The sequence below is a fragment of the Bradyrhizobium brasilense genome, from assembly GCF_029714345.1.
Classification (GTDB): Bacteria; Pseudomonadota; Alphaproteobacteria; order Rhizobiales; family Xanthobacteraceae; genus Bradyrhizobium; species Bradyrhizobium australafricanum.
The window spans coordinates 2,136,584-2,152,004 of record NZ_CP121669.1; the positions used below are offsets into that span (position 1 = coordinate 2,136,584).

General features: G+C 65.4%; 17 protein-coding genes. 11 read left to right on the forward strand and 6 right to left on the reverse strand.

Going from position 1 to position 15,421, the window contains the following annotated elements; all coding sequences use genetic code 11:
• The first annotated feature begins 19 nt into the window (after positions 1-19).
• Positions 20-370 (forward strand): hypothetical protein, encoded by a 351-nt coding sequence (locus QA635_RS09835; protein WP_057017007.1) that lies wholly within the window; start codon positions 20-22, stop codon positions 368-370.
• Between the two features lie 22 nt (positions 371-392).
• Here QA635_RS09835 and QA635_RS09840 read toward each other — a convergent pair whose 3' ends face one another.
• A complete protein-coding gene (locus QA635_RS09840; RefSeq protein WP_283068572.1) occupies positions 393-1,289 on the reverse strand; it encodes a LysR family transcriptional regulator in 897 nt (298 codons plus the stop codon).
• Between the two features lie 116 nt (positions 1,290-1,405).
• Here QA635_RS09840 and QA635_RS09845 point away from each other — a divergent pair, with 116 nt between their 5' ends.
• Positions 1,406-2,284 carry an NmrA/HSCARG family protein gene (locus tag QA635_RS09845; RefSeq protein WP_283068574.1) on the forward strand — a complete coding sequence of 293 codons (879 nt, stop codon included), beginning with the start codon at positions 1,406-1,408 and terminating at the stop codon, positions 2,282-2,284.
• Here QA635_RS09845 and QA635_RS09850 read toward each other — a convergent pair.
• The 3 genes from QA635_RS09850 to QA635_RS09860 all read right to left on the reverse strand — a co-directional run bounded on the left by QA635_RS09850 (position 2,281) and on the right by QA635_RS09860 (position 4,731).
• Positions 2,281-2,991, reverse strand: a complete 711-nt coding sequence (locus QA635_RS09850; RefSeq protein WP_283071550.1) for a type 1 glutamine amidotransferase — start codon at positions 2,989-2,991, stop codon at positions 2,281-2,283. The two genes, QA635_RS09845 and QA635_RS09850, sit on opposite strands and share 4 nt — an antisense overlap.
• Before the next feature lie 83 nt (positions 2,992-3,074).
• Positions 3,075-4,049: a hypothetical protein gene (locus tag QA635_RS09855; protein ID WP_283071551.1), complete on the reverse strand. Its 975-nt coding sequence runs from the start codon at positions 4,047-4,049 to the stop codon at positions 3,075-3,077.
• A 193-nt stretch (positions 4,050-4,242) separates the two neighbouring features.
• On the reverse strand, positions 4,243-4,731 hold the full coding sequence (locus tag QA635_RS09860; RefSeq protein WP_028333294.1) for an Lrp/AsnC family transcriptional regulator: 489 nt from the start codon (positions 4,729-4,731) through the stop codon (positions 4,243-4,245).
• Between the two features lie 126 nt (positions 4,732-4,857).
• On the opposite strand from QA635_RS09860, the gene ald reads away from it, so the two are divergent.
• Positions 4,858-5,973, forward strand: coding sequence for an alanine dehydrogenase (gene ald / locus QA635_RS09865; RefSeq protein ID WP_283068577.1), 1,116 nt, complete (start codon positions 4,858-4,860; stop codon positions 5,971-5,973).
• 252 nt (positions 5,974-6,225) lie between these two features.
• Here the strand turns inward: ald and QA635_RS09870 are convergent, their stop codons facing one another.
• Positions 6,226-7,008 (reverse strand): IclR family transcriptional regulator, encoded by a 783-nt coding sequence (locus QA635_RS09870; RefSeq protein ID WP_283068579.1) that lies wholly within the window; start codon positions 7,006-7,008, stop codon positions 6,226-6,228.
• A 146-nt stretch (positions 7,009-7,154) separates the two neighbouring features.
• Here QA635_RS09870 and leuC point away from each other — a divergent pair, with 146 nt between their 5' ends.
• The 6 genes from leuC to QA635_RS09900 are packed head-to-tail and all read left to right on the forward strand — an operon-like array spanning position 7,155 to position 13,102.
• Complete coding sequence (gene leuC, locus QA635_RS09875) at positions 7,155-8,558, forward strand: 3-isopropylmalate dehydratase large subunit (protein WP_283068581.1); 1,404 nt, start codon at positions 7,155-7,157, stop codon at positions 8,556-8,558.
• Between the two features lie 3 nt (positions 8,559-8,561).
• Positions 8,562-9,212 (forward strand): 3-isopropylmalate dehydratase small subunit, encoded by a 651-nt coding sequence (gene leuD / locus QA635_RS09880; RefSeq protein ID WP_283068583.1) that lies wholly within the window; start codon positions 8,562-8,564, stop codon positions 9,210-9,212.
• A complete protein-coding gene (gene leuB / locus QA635_RS09885) occupies positions 9,209-10,342 on the forward strand; it encodes a 3-isopropylmalate dehydrogenase (protein ID WP_253609891.1) in 1,134 nt (377 codons plus the stop codon). Before leuD ends, leuB begins: the two co-directional genes overlap by 4 nt.
• On the forward strand, positions 10,342-11,403 hold the full coding sequence (locus QA635_RS09890; protein WP_283068586.1) for an ABC transporter substrate-binding protein: 1,062 nt from the start codon (positions 10,342-10,344) through the stop codon (positions 11,401-11,403). The genes leuB and QA635_RS09890 overlap by 1 nt, the downstream gene beginning before the upstream one ends.
• The gene (locus tag QA635_RS09895) at positions 11,400-12,233 is read left to right on the forward strand and encodes an ABC transporter ATP-binding protein (RefSeq protein ID WP_283068588.1); all 834 of its coding nucleotides are present in this window, start codon (positions 11,400-11,402) and stop codon (positions 12,231-12,233) included. Before QA635_RS09890 ends, QA635_RS09895 begins: the two co-directional genes overlap by 4 nt.
• Complete coding sequence (locus tag QA635_RS09900) at positions 12,230-13,102, forward strand: ABC transporter permease (protein WP_283068590.1); 873 nt, start codon at positions 12,230-12,232, stop codon at positions 13,100-13,102. Before QA635_RS09895 ends, QA635_RS09900 begins: the two co-directional genes overlap by 4 nt.
• 48 nt (positions 13,103-13,150) lie before the next feature.
• Here the strand turns inward: QA635_RS09900 and QA635_RS09905 are convergent, their stop codons facing one another.
• Positions 13,151-13,327: a hypothetical protein gene (locus QA635_RS09905; protein ID WP_168857282.1), complete on the reverse strand. Its 177-nt coding sequence runs from the start codon at positions 13,325-13,327 to the stop codon at positions 13,151-13,153.
• A 218-nt stretch (positions 13,328-13,545) separates the two neighbouring features.
• Between QA635_RS09905 and QA635_RS09910 the strand changes: the two genes are divergently transcribed.
• Both QA635_RS09910 and QA635_RS09915 read left to right on the forward strand, forming a co-directional pair.
• Positions 13,546-13,803, forward strand: coding sequence for a hypothetical protein (locus tag QA635_RS09910; RefSeq protein ID WP_283068592.1), 258 nt, complete (start codon positions 13,546-13,548; stop codon positions 13,801-13,803).
• A gap of 92 nt (positions 13,804-13,895) precedes the next feature.
• Positions 13,896-15,401, forward strand: a complete 1,506-nt coding sequence (locus QA635_RS09915) for a CYTH and CHAD domain-containing protein (RefSeq protein ID WP_283068593.1) — start codon at positions 13,896-13,898, stop codon at positions 15,399-15,401.
• Positions 15,402-15,421 lie beyond the last annotated feature (20 nt).

Consider the following 15,421-nt stretch of genomic DNA (forward strand, 5'->3'; position numbering starts at 1 on the left):
TCGACACGGAGACGACGACATGCACGCCATCACGCGTGCGGCACTGCTGCTCGGGACGATGTGGCTGACATCGCCGACCCTGGCGCGGGACGACGGCCGCTACGCCAATTCACCGCTAAAGCCCTGGTTCGAAAGCCTGCACAGCGGCTATGGACAATGCTGCTCGGATGCTGACGGCTATGTGGTCGCCGATCCCGACTGGGAGTCGGACCATGGCCATTATCGCGTGCTCATCGACAATGAATGGGTTGTCGTGCCGAACGAGGCGGTGATCACCGAGCCGAACAAGGTCGGGCGCACCATGGTGTGGAAGCACTATATCGACGGCCACCCGCGCGTGCGCTGCTTCATGCCGGGCAGCATGACCTGAGGCGCATCGTCCGGGCTGCAACTCAGGCCGGCGGGACGAACACCCGGTTCGGGAATGCCTGCTCGACGACGTCGAGAAACGCGCGAACCTTTGCGCCGACCAGCCGTCGCGAGCTCTGCAGAGCCCAGATCTCGACCGGAGGTCTGGCATCCGTTCCCCAATAGGCAAGCCGACCCGCGGCAATGTCGTCATCGACCAGCAGCTTCGGCAGCAGGGCCGCGCCCGCGCCTGCGAGCACCGCATCGCGCATCATCAGCATCGATGAGAGACGCAGCATTGGCCGCGGCCTGAGCATCATCTCTTCGCGTTCATGTCGGATGCGCCAGAGCGTGTCCAGCGGCGTCTGCGACATCAGAACGGCATCGACCGAGACGCCATTCGGATCGCGCGCGGCGGTCGTCGGCCGTTGTCGATCGGGATGCGCCACGACGAGCAGTTCGTCGCTGAGGAAGCGGCGGCCGACCAGACGTTCATCCGGTGACGGGTTGATGCGGATGACGAGGTCATAGCCGTCCTCGACCGGATCGACCAGGCGATCCTCGGCGACGATCTCGAGCTGGACGTCGGGATAGGCGTGCGCAAAGCGCGCACCGATCCGGCCGAACGCGACGTGGGCGAGCAAGACCGGCGCACTGACCCGCAAGCGGCCGCGCGGCGTCGACGCGCCGAGCACCACGGCTTCGCCGGCCTCGGCGATGTCGGACAGCGGACCGCTGGTGCGCTCGTGCAGCGCGCGGCCCTCATCGGTCAATCGCAGACTCTGCGAACCCCGCTCGATCAAGCGGACGCCAAGACTCTGTTCCAGTTCGGCGACGCGGCGGGACAGCGTCGCCTTGGCCCGTCCGGAGGCGCGGCTGGCGCGGCCGAACCCGCCATGCGCGGCCACCAGGTTGAAATCGGTGAGCGCCTGAAGGTCCATCGAGCTGTTCCATATATGAAACGGTCTGTTCAGATAATGCCACCTCCAAAGAAAAATTGGAACGGATAGCTTCTCCGCAACGGCAGACGGTCTGCCCCAAAAGAGGAGTATTCGACATGACCATTCTGGTGACAGGCAGCACGGGCACCATCGGCACCCAGGTTCTCAATCATCTCGCCGGTCAGGGCGTCGAGGTTCGGGCCCTGACGCGTTCACCTGGCAAGGCGCAATTTCCGCAGCACGTGACGGCGGTTCGCGGCGATCTCGCCGACGTGGATTCGGTCCGCGCGGCGCTCGTTGGCGTCAGCACGCTGTTCCTGCTGGTGCCGAATGCGGCCGACGAACTGACGCAGGCGATGCTGACGCTGACCGCCGCGCGCGAGGCCGGCGTCAAGGGCATCGTCTATCTCTCGGTGTTCAAGGGCGAGGCCTATGCGGACGTGCCGCATTTCGCCGGCAAGCACACGGTCGAGCGGATGATCGAGGCGCTCGATCTTCCCGCGACCATCCTGCGTCCGTCCTATTTCATCCAGAACGATCTTCGGCTGAAGGAGCCGCTGCTGAACTTCGGCGCCTACGGCATGCCGATCGGCGCGAAGGGCATCTCGATGGTCGATATCCGCGACATCGGCGAGGCGGCCGCGATCGAGCTGCTGCGCCGCGAGCGCGCGTCCGCACCGCTGGGCCGCGAGACTTACGCGCTGGTCGGCCCCGACGTCGTGACCGGCGAGGGCGCGGCTGCGATCTGGCGCGATGAGCTTGGCCGTGCGGTCAGCTATGGCGGCGACGATCTCGCGGCGATGGAGCCGCGTTTCAAGGCAGCGATGCCGGCATGGCTCGCGCTCGACATGCGCCTCATGTTCGGCCGGTACCAGAGCGACGGCGCGGTCGCGACGGCCGACGAGCTGGCACGCCTGACGAAGCTGCTCGGCCGCGCGCCGCGGGCCTATCGCGATTTCGCCCGCGACGCCGCCGCGCAGTGGCGCAAGGGCTAGCTGCGCCCGTGCACGAGGAAGCGCGTGATCACGCCGCCAAGCGTGGCGTGGTCGAGCGGTTCGGTGAGCGAAGTCTTGGCGGCTTCGATCAGGGCATCCGGCGCGAGGCCGCGGCGCAGGTCGCACAGCGCGTCGGCATAGTCGGCGGTGAATTCCGGATGCGGCTGCACCGACAGCGTCGTGCCGTTGGCGTAGAGCAGGGCGGCGTGCGGCGTGAACCCGGACGACAGGATGGTGCGCGCGGAGGCGGGCGGGGTGACCACCTGGTCCTGATGCGAGCAGGCGACGGCGATCGTCTCGCCGTCGATCAGCCCGTTGTCCGGCGCGATCCGATAGACATGGCGCCCGATGCCCCAGCCTTTCTCGGATTTGCGCACCGTGCCGCCGAGCGCCTGCGCGATCAGCTGATGGCCGAAGCAGATGCCGACGGTCGGAATGCGCTTGTCATGGGCCGTGCGCACGAAGGCTTCGAGCGGCGCGATCCACGCGACGTCGTCGTAGACGCCGGCGGCCGATCCCGTGATCAGGATCGCATCCAATGTGGTGGGATCCGGAAGCGCCTCGCCCTTGGCGACGCTGACGACGTCGCAGTTCACAGATGGATCGGCGGTGGCCACCATCCGCTCAAACATTTGCGGATAGCTGCCGTGGCGCTCGCGGGCTTGCGGGTTGACGAGCCCGGTTTCGATGATGGTGATGCGGGGCATGGAACGCGCTGGCGGATGAGCGGGGATGACCCATCCTTTACTCCGAAAGCGCCAATGGCGACAAGCTGCGCGGCGGTCGTCGATCAATTCCGCGACGGTGCCGCCGCGTCGATCGTGGCGGTGTGCTGCGCTGTCGGCGTCGTGCTTGCGGTCGCCGGCGTCGTACTCTCGCTCGCCGGTGTCGCCGTCACGATCACGGGCTCGGTGCGGTAGCGCGGCAGCTGATCCTCGAGCGAGTAGCCGACGCAGAGCGCGAGGCTCGACCAGACCGCCATGCTGAAATACAGCGACATCCAGGCGATCTCCTCGCGCCACTCGGCGATGTCGTGGGTCACGACCCAGCGCCGGCTGACGTCGCGCAGGCCTTCCAGCGGATGCAGCAGCGTGCCGCCGGCGGCGAGGTTGGCGCGCCAGCGATTCAGATACATCGGGACGTCGACGGTCATCAGGAAGGCGAGGAAGCCGGCGATGCCGACGATCGCGACGATGAAGGCCCAGCGCACCGGGCCATGAAACTCCGGCAGCAGCCGGCACAGAGCAATCCCGACCAGGAAGAACACCACCGCCCAGATCGAGTTCTCGATCGCGTTGCAGAGATAATGGGTGGTCAGCACCGCATACCAGGAAAAGCATTCAGCGATCACGATCAGCGGCACGATGATCCAGGCGATGGTCACGGTGGTCTCGGCGCCGGTCATGGTGCCGAGCTGATGCAGGATGATCGCCCATTGCGCGGCGAAGCAGACCTCGGCGACGGTGGCGACGGTGCGGCCGACCACGACGCTCGACAGCCAGGTGTCGAACAGGCAGATGCGCTGCACGTCGGCGCGCGGCAGGACCGAGCGGAAAGCACAGCCGAACACATAGGCCGCGCATAGCAGCATCATCAGGCCGATGCCCGAGGTGTTGCTGAAGCTGCCATTGGCCTGTTCATTGAACTGGCGGTAGAGCGCGAACCAGATCGCGATGTTGGCGGCGCTGACGAGGCTCAAGAAGCCCCACCACCGGACCACTGGATTTGACCAAGCCAGCGAAACCGGCCGTGCCCGCCACTCCATGCTCATTCACCGCTCCGCGTGTAACCGAATTGATATTGAACTGTAGCAATTCTGTCATAGAAGGCGGCGAATCACGAACTAAAAATTGCGTGTGGGAGCGAGCCGGGCAGATCCGATTATGACAGTGCCCGATTGTGACAGTGCCCGATTGTGACAGTGCGCGATTGTGACAGTGCGCGGTGGTGCGTGACCGTCAGCCGCGCAGCGCCGTCTCGGGAATGGTGCGGCGGACCACCTCGCGCATCGCGAAGCTGGAATGGATGCGGGCGACGCCCGGCATCCGCGACAGATGCTGCTTGTGAATGCGCTCGAAGTCGGCGATGTCGCGGGCGATCACCTGCAGATGATAATCGTCGCTGCCCGACATCAGATGGCAGGACACGACGTCGGGGCAGCGCGCGATCGCGGCCTCGAACGCTGCGAGATAATCCTCGCTCTGCTTCTCCAGCGTGATGGTGACGACGACGGTCGTCACCAAGCCCAGCGCCGATGGTTCGAGGTCGACGCGATAGCCGCGGATCACGCCGATCTCCTCGAGATGGCGGATACGCCGCGCGCAGGCGGTCGGCGACAACCCGACCTTCTCGGCAAGCTCGATCTGGCTGGCGCGGGCATCGCTGACCAGCTCGGCGAGGATTCTGAGGTCGATACGATCGAGACCGTCCACGCAGATTTCCTTCAAGAGCTGAGCTGAAAGCGAAGGATATGGGCGTATTTGGCTGTGAGCAAGCTGGAAATCGCTGAGAAACGCCATGTGACGGGGCATAGCCTTGATGTCGGCGGAAACGAATCCTTCAAGGAGCGGACCATGCGCATCGGCGTGCCCAAGGAGATCAAGGTCGAGGAATATCGGGTCGGGCTGACGCCTGCCTCGGTACGGGAATATGTGGCGCACGGCCACGAGGTCGTGGTCCAGCGCGGCGCCGGTGACGGCATCGGCGCGGGCGACGACGTCTACACGCAGGCCGGCGCGCGCATCGCCGACACCGCCGAAGAGGTGTTCTCCGTCGCCGAGATGATCGTGAAGGTGAAGGAGCCGCAGCCGTCCGAATGGACCAGGCTGCGCGAGGGACAGATCCTCTTCACCTATCTGCATCTCGCGCCCGACGTGCCGCAGACCGCGGGGCTGATCGCCTCCGGTTGCACGGCGGTGGCCTATGAGACCGTGACCGACGCACATGGTGGACTGCCGCTGCTGGCGCCGATGAGCGAAGTCGCCGGCCGGCTCGCGATCGAGGCCGCGGGCGCCGCGCTGCGCAAATCCGCCGACGGCATGGGCAAGCTGCTCGGCGGCGTGCCCGGCGTCCCGCCGGCGCGGGTTGCGATCATCGGCGGCGGCGTGGTCGGCACCCATGCGGCGCGGATGGCGGTAGGCCTCGGCAGCGACGTCACCATCCTCGACCGCTCGTTGCCGCGGCTCCGCGCGCTCGACGACCTCTTCCTCGGGCGCGTCCGCACCCGTTACGCCACGCTGGAAGCGATCGAGCAGGAGGTCTTCGCGGCTGACGTCGTGATCGGCGCGGTGCTGGTGCCCGGCGCCAGCGCGCCAAAGTTGGTGTCGCGCGCGCAGCTTGCAGGCATGAAGCGCCGCGCGGTGCTGGTCGACGTCGCGATCGACCAGGGCGGTTGCTTCGAGACCTCGAAGCCGACCACGCATCAGGCGCCGACCTATCTGGTCGACGACATCGTGCATTATTGCGTCGCCAACATGCCGGGTGCGGTGCCGGTCACCTCGAGCCACGCGCTCAATCATGCCACCTTGCCGTTCGGGCTGGCGCTGGCATCGAAGGGGCTGCGCGCGCTGGTCGAGGATCCGCATCTGCGCGCCGGCCTCAACGTGCATCGCGGCCGCATCACCAACCGCGCCGTGGCCGAAAGCCAGCATCTGTCGGCCGTGATGCCGGAGGAAGCGCTGGCGTCGTAGGAAATTCGAAAGATCTAACTGCAGCGCGGGTCCAACCTCCCCTTGAAAAGGGGAGGTCGCTTTGCTCGCCAGAGCAAAGCGGGTGGGGATCAACTCTCTCCACATAGAGCGTCGCCTGCGGCTGACCCCCATCCCGACCTTCCCCCTTTCAGGGGGAAGGAGAAGACAGATATTTAGTCCGAATGCTTCGCTCCATCCGGGCTACGGCTTTGTCATCCGCACGAAGCGTTGAGCGTCCCGAGAGGTCTTTTCTCAAACGAATTTTGGCCCGGCTTCATCTGCCAGTTGTTTCAGCCGGCTCTGCATGACTTCAATGATGTGCGCGCGCTTTGCCGCGATACGTTCGATGGGGCCGCCGATGCCGATAGCCAGCGGAGCGCGTCGCTTTGGCAGGGGAACGAGCATGCCTATTGTGTTTGCGCCTGGCGTCGTGCGGCCGCCTGTCTCGGAAAAGCCGCGGCGGCGAATGCGCTCGACCTCTTCGAGAAAGGCGGATTCCCGAACGCGCGCCGACTGACTCGGCTCCTCGGCATTGTTGCGCCGGATAATGCCGCGAATTTTGGTGTTCGGCATTTGGCTCAGCAGCACATGTCCGAGCGCGGTCCGCACCATCGGTCGTATTTGACCGGCTTGTGCCGTGTACTGAAGCTGAGAGCCGCCGGGGACAACGTGCAGATACTGCATCCCGGCGGCGCCGGCCTGTTGTCCGAGCATGACGGTTTCGCCGCCCGTCGCGGTCCAGAGTTCCTCCATCAGATCGGTGAGCTTGGTATCACGGAACGGGGAACGACGGATCCAGTCACCCAGCAAATTGACCCGGTAGCTCGGGATGAAGAGCCGGGTCTTTCGCTCGTATTCCAAATAGTTCAATTCGACGAGACACCGAAGCAACACTGACGCGCTCGACTGGGGCATCTCCAGCGCGGACGATATTTCAGTCACGGAAGCAGCCCGCTTTGTTTTCCGAAAGAACTCCAGAACTGCAAACGTCCGCATGGCCGATTTGACGATGGCCGTCTTATTCGGATTCGGCATGGCTGGCTCCTCGGTGGGGTCAAGTACCGCACCTCCATCACATATGTGATGTTAGGGCAAAACTGCTTCACTTGACGACAACTTTGGCCCAGATTGGCGCCAATAAGATCAAGCCGCATGGAAACGCACAGAGCAGGGGAAGGCGGATGCCCGGCCGAAGTTTGCTCGAGAAGATCTGGGGCCAGCATGTCATTGCTCGCCTCAGCGAAGACACAGACCTCCTTCATATCGACCGCCATCTGCTGCACGATCTCGGCGGCTCGCGCGGCCTGCTCGATCTGAAGAGCCGGGGCCTCAAGGTCCACAATCCCGAACTGACCTTTGCAACGCCGGATCACGCGCTGTCGACGGCGCCGGGCCGCGCCGGAACCAGCAAGATCGGACTGGAATTGCTGGCTGCGCTGCGGGTCGAGACCTCGGCGAGCGGCATCACGCTGTTCGACGTCGACGAGCCCGGCCAGGGCATCGTCCACGTCATCGGTCCGGAGCTCGGCTTAAGCCTGCCGGGGGCGACCATCGTCTGCGGCGACAGCCACACCTGCACCCATGGCGGCTTGGGGGCGCTCGCCTTCGGCATCGGATCGAGCGAGCTCACCCATGTGCTGGCGACGCAGGCGCTGATCCAGCGCCGCCCGAAGACGATGCGCGCGCGCTTCGAGGGCAAGCTGCCGCTCGGCGTCACCGCCAAGGACATGATTCTGGCGCTGATCGGCCATATCGGCGCCGCCGGCGGCACTGGATATGCGGTCGAATATGCCGGCAGTGCGATCCGCGCGCTGCCGATCGAGGGCCGGCTCACGATCTGCAACCTCTCGATCGAGCTCGGCGCCAAGATCGGCATGGTGGCGCCGGACGAGAAGACCTTCGAATTCCTGCGCGGCCGTCCCTATGCGCCGCAAGGCGCGATGTGGGATCTCGCGGTGAAAGCGTGGCGCGAACTGCCGAGCGATCCCGACGCGGTGTTCGACCGCGAGGTCGTGATCGATGTCGAGAAGATCATCCCGCAGGTGACCTGGGGCATCAGCCCCGAGCACGTCGTCGGCGTCGACGGTGTGATTCCCGATCCGAAGGCGGTGGACGATCCCTTGCGGCGCGCCGCGATCGAGACGGCGCTCGAGTATATGGGCCTGCAGGGCGGGGCGCCGATCGCGGGCACGCCGGTCGATTGGGTGTTCATCGGCTCCTGCACCAACAGCCGGCTCAGCGATCTGCGCGCCGCGGCCGAGGTCGCGCGCGGCCGCAAGGTCGCGACCGGGGTCCGCGCCTGGGTGGTGCCAGGTTCGGAGAACGTCAAACGCGAGGCGGTCGCCGAAGGGCTCGACAAGATCTTCATCGACGCCGGCTTCGAGTGGCGGGAGCCGGGCTGCTCGATGTGCCTTGCCGCCAATGGCGAGGTGGTGGCGCCCGGGCAGCGCTCGGTTTCGACCTCGAACCGCAATTTCGTCGGCCGGCAGGGGCCGCGCGCGCGGACGCATCTGGCGAGCCCCGCGAGCGCCGCAGCATCCGCGATTGCCGGCGCGATCGCCGATGTCAGGATGATGGGACGCTAGAGCATGCCAAAACCGTTCGACAAGCTCACCGCAACCGCCGCGCCGATCATGCGCGGCAATATCGATACCGACGTCATCATCCGCATCGAGCGGCTGGTGGGCAATTCGATCCGCGGCACGCTCGGTAAATGGGCGTTCGGCTCGCTGCGCTATCTGCCCGACGGTTCGGAGAATCCGGAGTTCATCCTGAACCGCGAGCCGTATCGCGAGGCGGAGATATTGGTGACCGGGCCGAATTTCGGCTGCGGCTCCTCGCGCGAGGGCGCGGTGTGGTCGCTGCAGGAGCGCGGCATCCGCGCCATCGTCGGTTCCGGATTCGGCGACATCTTCTTCGCCAACTGCTTCCAGAACGGAATCCTCCCCATCATCGTCGACAAGGCGGTGGTCGATCAGCTTGCCGTCGACATCGAGGCGACGCAGGGCGCGGGCAAGGTCTCGATCGACCTCGAGGCCCAGACCATCGTCTCGCCGTCAGGCGCGCGGCATTCGTTCGAGATCGATCCGCGGCGGCGCGAGGGGCTATTGAAGGGGCTCGACGAGGTGGCGCTGACGCTGCAGCGCGACGACGAGATCCACGCCTTCCAGGCCTCCGACCGCGCGGCGCGGCCATGGATTCATTCGACAACGACACCCGCTTCAAGGACACCGGCATGAGCACGCAATCCAACATGGTCAAGGTCGCCGTCGTCGGCGGCGAGGGCATCGGCCCCGAGGTCACCGCGCAGTCGCGTCGCGTGCTCGACTGGTTCGCGGCGAAGCGTAACGTGCCGATGACGCTGCGCGAGGCGCAATACGGCCTGATCCCGTATCTGGCGACCGGCAAGGTGCTGCCCGAGGACACCGCCGAGGCGATGGACGAGGCCGATGCGATCCTGTGGGGTGCGACCGGCGGGCCGGAGACCACCGAAGTGCCGGCCGCAGCACGCAAGGCCGGCAGTCTGCTGGGCCTGCGCAGCAAATACGATCTTTATGCCAATCTGCGACCGATCGTGGCGAGCCCGGCACTGTCGGCCTCCGCGCCGCTCAAGGCCGAGGTGCTCGACGGCGTCGATTTCGTCATCATCCGCGAATTGACCAGCGGCATCTATTTCGGCGAGCCGCGCGGCATCGAGACGCTACCCGACGGCCAGCGCCGCGGCTTCAACACCGAGCAATACACCACGAACCAGATCCGCCGCGTGGCGCGCTCGGCCTTCGAGCTGGCGCGGACCCGGCGCAACAAGGTCTGCTCGGTCGACAAGGCCAATGTGCTGGAGACCAGCGTGGTGTGGCGCGAGGAGGTGATCAAGCTGCACAAGGAGGAGTTCTCCGATGTCGAACTGACCCACCTCTATGTCGACAACGCCGCGATGCAGATCGTGCGCGAGCCGCGGCAGTTCGACGTCATGGTGACCGGCAACATCTTCGGCGACATCCTTTCGGACTGCGCGGCGATGGCTTCGGGCTCGCTCGGCATGCTGCCGTCGGCCTCGCTCGGCCCGGTCGATCGCTTCGGCCGACGCAAGGCGCTCTATGAGCCGGTGCATGGCAGCGCGCCCGATATCGCGGGCAAGGGCATCGCCAATCCGCTCGGTTCGATCCTCAGCGTCGCGATGCTGCTGCGCTTGACGCTGAACCGGCCGGAGGACGCCGACCTGCTCGAGAAAGCGGTGCAGACCGCGCTGGCCTCCGGCGCGCGCACGGCCGATATCGCCGAGGCCGGGGCGAAAAAGCTGTCGACCGTGCAGATGGGCGATGCGGTACTCGGCGCGCTCGACAGGATCTCGGCCAAGGAGCACGCGTGATGGCGCGCCTCACCATGCCCCACATTTCAAGGCGATCGGCGCTGACGGTCATCGCCGCCGGCGGCGCCGCGCTGGCGACCGGGCGTGCGTGGGGGCAGGCGGCCGCGGGCCGCGCGATCTATCCGGTCGCGGTGCCGGTCTATCAGACGCAGTTCGTCGCCGACCGTATCGGCTACTTCAAGGAGGCCGGGCTCGACTGCAAGCTGGTGCAAGGCGGCAGCGGCGTGAAGACCCGCGAGATCATCGCCTCGTCGCAGGGCGACATCGGCATCGGCGACGTCACCCATCCGATGCAGCTGACCAATCACGGCCGCGCCGCGCGCGTGCTGTTGCCGGTCGACACGCGATCGAACTCGGTGATGTTCATTATCCGCAAGGACCTAAAGGACCAGGGCATCAACTCGCTGGAGGCGTTCACGCAATGGAAGCGGCCCGACGGCCGCAAGCCGATCGTCTCGGTCTCCTCGCTCGGCGGCACCAACCATGTCTGGTCGTCCTACTACATGGAAACCATGGGGCTCGACGACAAGGTGACCTGGATCGGCACCGGCAATGTCGACACCATGCTGGGATCGCTGAAGTCGAAGCAGGTCGATATCCTCGTCAGCTCGCTGTCGCTGTTGAACGAGGCACAGCAGCAGGGCTGGGGCGAATTGCTGTTCGATGGCACCGACGAGGCGATCTGGAACAAGCATATCGGCGGCAAGGTGCCGGTCACGGCGCATTTCACGCTGCAAGCCACCATCGACAAGGACCCGGCCAAGATGCAGGCCTACGTCACCGCGCTGTGGCGGGCGTCGCAGTGGATCAAGACCCACAAGCCGACCGAGGTCTACGACGCCATCGAGCCCTATGTCGGCAGCACCTCGCGCGAGGCCAATCTGCTGGAGATCACGTCGATCCAGAAGGTCGCGGACTATGAGGGCTCGATCGACGCCGCGAGCTTCGCGCGCGGCGAGAAAGTCTGGTTCCGCGAGATGACCGGCATCAAGCCGCTCAAGATCGCCGACGTGGTCAATTCCAACCTGATCGAAGCGGCGCGAAAGGCCTATCCGGGTTGAGCGCGCTCGAGACAAGCGCAACCGTATCGCCGCGCGCCGCGGCCGATCGCCGCGTCGAGGTCAAGGGCCTGAGCAAGTCGTTCCAGCTCGCCAAAACCACGATCGAGGCCGTGCGCGACGTGACCTTCGACGTCCGCCGCGGCGAGTTCGTCGCGCTGCTCGGGCCGTCGGGCTCCGGCAAGAGCACCGTGCTCAACATGATCGCCTCGCTGATCCGCCCGACCGGCGGCGAGATCCTGATCGACGGCAAGCGCGTCGTCGCCGGCAAGGCGACGCCCAACGTCGGCTACGTCTTCCAGCGCGACACGCTGTTTCCGTGGCGGACCGTCGGCGACAATATCGGCTACGGGCTGGAGCTATCAGGCGTGCCCGCTCACGAACGGAAGGAGCGCATCGCCGAATGCGTCGCGCAAGCCGGCCTGAAGGGATTCGAGAACGCCTATCCGTCGGCGCTGTCGGGTGGCATGCGCCAGCGCGCGGCGCTGATGCGGACGCTGATCGTCGAGCCGCAGATCCTCCTGATGGACGAGCCGTTCGGCGCGCTCGACACCCACACCAAGATCGACATGCACGAGGTGCTGCTCCGGATCTGGGAGCGCGAGCAGCAGACCGTGCTGTTCGTGACCCACGATCTCGGCGAGGCGTTGACATTGGCCGACCGCATCATCCTGTTCTCGGCGCGGCCGGGCCGGATCAAAGACATGTTCGAGGTCGATTTCGACCGCCCGCGCGATGCGGTGAAGGTGCGCGAAACCCCGCATTACGCCGAGCTGTTCCAGCACATCTGGCATTCGCTGGGCGAGGAATTCGTCAGGGGCCGCAGCGCATGAAGAGATACGGCACGCTCGGCACGGTCGGCTGGCAGGTCCTGATCTGCGCCGTCGTGCTGTCGGTCTGGCAATGGGGCTACGACCTCCGCACCAAACTGCCCTGGCTGGTGCCCGACCTGCTCGATCCCTACTTCATCTCGAAGCCGTCGATGATCTTCGACAACTTCCTGATCCAGAGCTGCCTGACCTCGAAGCTCGGCGTCTTCAACAGCTGGTTCAACGGCGACTTCGGAAAGTGCCTGGCGCGCAACGAGAACAACCTCTGGGCCGCGACCGCCATCACCCTGAAGAATACCTTCTTCGGCTTCATCACCGGCGTGGTCAGCGGCTTCGTCGCCGGGCTGATCCTGGGACGATCCGACCGGCTGAGCGCGATCTTTCAGCCCTTCATCACTGCCGTGAACTCGATCCCGCGGATCGCGCTGGCGCCGATCATCGTGCTGGCATTCGGGATCGGCGACATGTCGAAGATCGTGACGTCGTGGATCGTCGTCGTGTTCCTGGTGTTCTTCAACACTTTCGAGGGCGCGCGCTCGATCGACGAAGGCTTCACCAATGCCGCGCGCCTGCTCGGCGCCAGCGAATGGCAGATCACCCGGACGGTGGTGATCCCCTCGACCATGGCCTGGGTGTTCGCCTCGCTGACGCCCGCGATCTCCTTCGCGCTGATCGGCGTGATCGTCGGCGAGTTCATCGGCGCCGAGCGCGGCATCGGTCGCCTCATCATCGAATCGGAGGCGCGCGGCGAGGCCTCGGGCATGATGGTTGCGGTCGTGGTGCTGATGCTGGTCGGCGTGGTGCTGTCGGCGATCATCTGGCGGCTGCAGGCCTATCTGTTGCGCTGGCAGCGGCAGCGCAGCGCCGAATAGGCCGCGGGCCGTGGCGACGTCGCATTTGCCGCCACGGCCGGGCTGGATCTAGGCTGCATTTTCCGATGGCGAGGTCTCGCCGTCGAGCCAGTCCTGCTCCTTTGCCAGCGCGCGCCAGGCCGCTTCCATTCGCTTGAAGCGATTGTAGGTCGGCCCGTCGTCGGCACGCTCGGCAAGTTGTGCGCAGTTCTCCGCATTGTCGCGGAAGTGCTGTGACTGTTTCATGGAACGTCCTCCTGTTAGCTAAGGACGTGGGACATCAATTCAGGCTATTCAACGCGTGGAACATGGGTATTTCGCCACACAGATGAATGCCTATTCAGCGAGTTCCCGGCGCGATATTTCGCAACTGAGCGTGAGCAATTGCAGCATGGTCGATACAGGAACGGTGCGTCGCACTCGACGTTCCTCCTTCACGTCGCAACTGGAGGAGGAGAGACGGCATGAGGACGTATCTGCTAACCGCGGCCATGGTGACCGCGATCGCATCGCCTGTGTTCGCCGATGATATCGGTGTCCGCGCAGGTCCCGTCGGCGCAGGCGTAACGGTTGGTCGGGCACCCGAATATCGCGATCGCGATCGTGATCGCGCCACGGTGATCAGGGAGCGTGAGCCGCGCCATGACCGGACCACGGTCATCAAGAAGCGGGACGAATTCGGCAATCGCAGCAAGACCGTCATCCATAACGACGACGATTGACGCCAACTCAGGCGATCTTGTGTGAGCATGAACGTCCGTCGCTGACCTCGTCACGGCGGACGTTTGCTTGGTGCCCCAGGCATGGAGCGACGATGGCGGCCGAGACGGAGCTCAAATTCCACGTTCCCGCGCGCAAGCTCAAGGGACTGAAGAAACCGCGGGTCGCCGGCAGCAAGAGCGGTGCACCATCCGAGAGCGATCTCGTCTCGACTTATTTCGACACCGCGAAGCACAAGCTCAAGCGGCACGGACTGACGTTGCGCGTGCGGCGGGATGGCGGCAACTATGTTCAGACTATCAAGTCGGGAGCGGGTCCGCAGTTTGAACGGGGCGAATGGGAGACTGACCTAGCGGACGGAAACCTCAACCTCGACAAGGCTGAAGGCACGCCGCTCGAAAAGCTCGCGTCCGGCAGGCTGCGTCGCAAGCTGAAACCGGTATTCGAGACGTCGGTGCGGCGTATCACCGTGCCGCTGCGGACCAAACGCAGCGAGATCGAACTCGCGATCGATCGCGGCTACACCACGGCCGGGCACCGTTCGCGCCGAATCGACGAGGTCGAACTCGAACTCAAGAGCGGCCGCCCGCTCGACCTGTTCCGGGTCGCAAGGGCGCTGGAGCGGAAGGCGGCGGCGGAACTCGATCTGCGCTCGAAAGCCGAACACGGCTATGAACTTGCCGATGGCGAGGGGCATGTCGTCGTCTCCGCCGGGAGCATCGTGCTCGACGCCGGACTTACCGCCGGCGCGGCGTTCCGGGTGATCGCGCGCGCCGCGCTTCGTCACTTCTCGTCGAATGCCGAGGCCGTCCGCGAGGGCGAGGCGGAAGGCATTCACCAAATGCGGGTCGGGTTGCGGCGGCTGCGCGCCGCGATCTCGCTGTTCTCGAAGATCCTGACCGTGGCCCCGACGGAAGACATCAAGACGCAGCTGAAGTGGCTCACCAATGCGCTCGCCCCGGCGCGCGAGCTTGACGTGTTCGTCAAGGAAGATATCGAGCCAGCATCGCATGACGCGCTGCTGCGGCGCGGCGGCAAAGCGATCCGGCAGGAGTTTTCCGGCCGCCGCGATCGCGCATTTGCCGGCGCGAGGCACGCGGTCAATTCGCGGCGCTATCGCTCCATGCTGATCGACACATTGCAATGGATCGAGGCAAAGCGGACCATTACCGCGGAGGACGAAGGCGGCCCGATCGAGGACTTCGCCGCCGCGCTGCTGCATCGCCGCATCAGGAAGCTGCGCAAGGATGGCCGTCGTCTTGACGAGCTGTCGGCCCGGGAACGGCACAAGCTGCGCATCAGAGCCAAGAAGCTCAGATACGCGATCGACTTCTTCGAAAGCCTGTTTCCGCGCAAGGGTGAACGCAAGCAACTCGCGCGGCTGTCCAGGCACCTGAAGCGGGTCCAGGATGCGCTCGGCTCGCTCAACGATTTTGTTGCGCACCGCAAGCTGGCGGTCGATGCGGCGCTGAAGGCCCCGCATCGGAAGGAGCGCGCCAGCGCCTTCGCCTCGGGCGTTGTGCTTGGCCGAGAGGAACAGGCGGTCAAGCCGCTGATCAAGGTCGCCGCCAGGGAAGTGCGAGGACTCGAGAAATTTTGACGAGCGTGTGGTGGCGAACC

What these genes read in the sequence shown, in the direction of transcription:
- leuD (WP_283068583.1), top strand. Translation starts at nt 8,562, where the DNA reads ATGCCAAAACCGTTCGACAAGCTCACCGCAACCGCCGCGCCGATCATG.
- QA635_RS09890 (WP_283068586.1), top strand. Translation starts at nt 10,342, where the DNA reads ATGGCGCGCCTCACCATGCCCCACATTTCAAGGCGATCGGCGCTGACG.
- QA635_RS09915 (WP_283068593.1), top strand. Translation starts at nt 13,896, where the DNA reads ATGGCGGCCGAGACGGAGCTCAAATTCCACGTTCCCGCGCGCAAGCTC.
- QA635_RS09910 (WP_283068592.1), top strand. Translation starts at nt 13,546, where the DNA reads ATGAGGACGTATCTGCTAACCGCGGCCATGGTGACCGCGATCGCATCG.
- QA635_RS09845 (WP_283068574.1), top strand. Translation starts at nt 1,406, where the DNA reads ATGACCATTCTGGTGACAGGCAGCACGGGCACCATCGGCACCCAGGTT.
- QA635_RS09855 (WP_283071551.1), bottom strand. Translation starts at nt 4,049, where the DNA reads ATGGAGTGGCGGGCACGGCCGGTTTCGCTGGCTTGGTCAAATCCAGTG.
- QA635_RS09870 (WP_283068579.1), bottom strand. Translation starts at nt 7,008, where the DNA reads ATGCCGAATCCGAATAAGACGGCCATCGTCAAATCGGCCATGCGGACG.
- leuC (WP_283068581.1), top strand. Translation starts at nt 7,155, where the DNA reads ATGCCCGGCCGAAGTTTGCTCGAGAAGATCTGGGGCCAGCATGTCATT.
- QA635_RS09850 (WP_283071550.1), bottom strand. Translation starts at nt 2,991, where the DNA reads ATGCCCCGCATCACCATCATCGAAACCGGGCTCGTCAACCCGCAAGCC.
- QA635_RS09900 (WP_283068590.1), top strand. Translation starts at nt 12,230, where the DNA reads ATGAAGAGATACGGCACGCTCGGCACGGTCGGCTGGCAGGTCCTGATC.
- QA635_RS09840 (WP_283068572.1), bottom strand. Translation starts at nt 1,289, where the DNA reads ATGGACCTTCAGGCGCTCACCGATTTCAACCTGGTGGCCGCGCATGGC.
- leuB (WP_253609891.1), top strand. Translation starts at nt 9,209, where the DNA reads ATGAGCACGCAATCCAACATGGTCAAGGTCGCCGTCGTCGGCGGCGAG.
- QA635_RS09835 (WP_057017007.1), top strand. Translation starts at nt 20, where the DNA reads ATGCACGCCATCACGCGTGCGGCACTGCTGCTCGGGACGATGTGGCTG.
- ald (WP_283068577.1), top strand. Translation starts at nt 4,858, where the DNA reads ATGCGCATCGGCGTGCCCAAGGAGATCAAGGTCGAGGAATATCGGGTC.
- QA635_RS09905 (WP_168857282.1), bottom strand. Translation starts at nt 13,327, where the DNA reads ATGAAACAGTCACAGCACTTCCGCGACAATGCGGAGAACTGCGCACAA.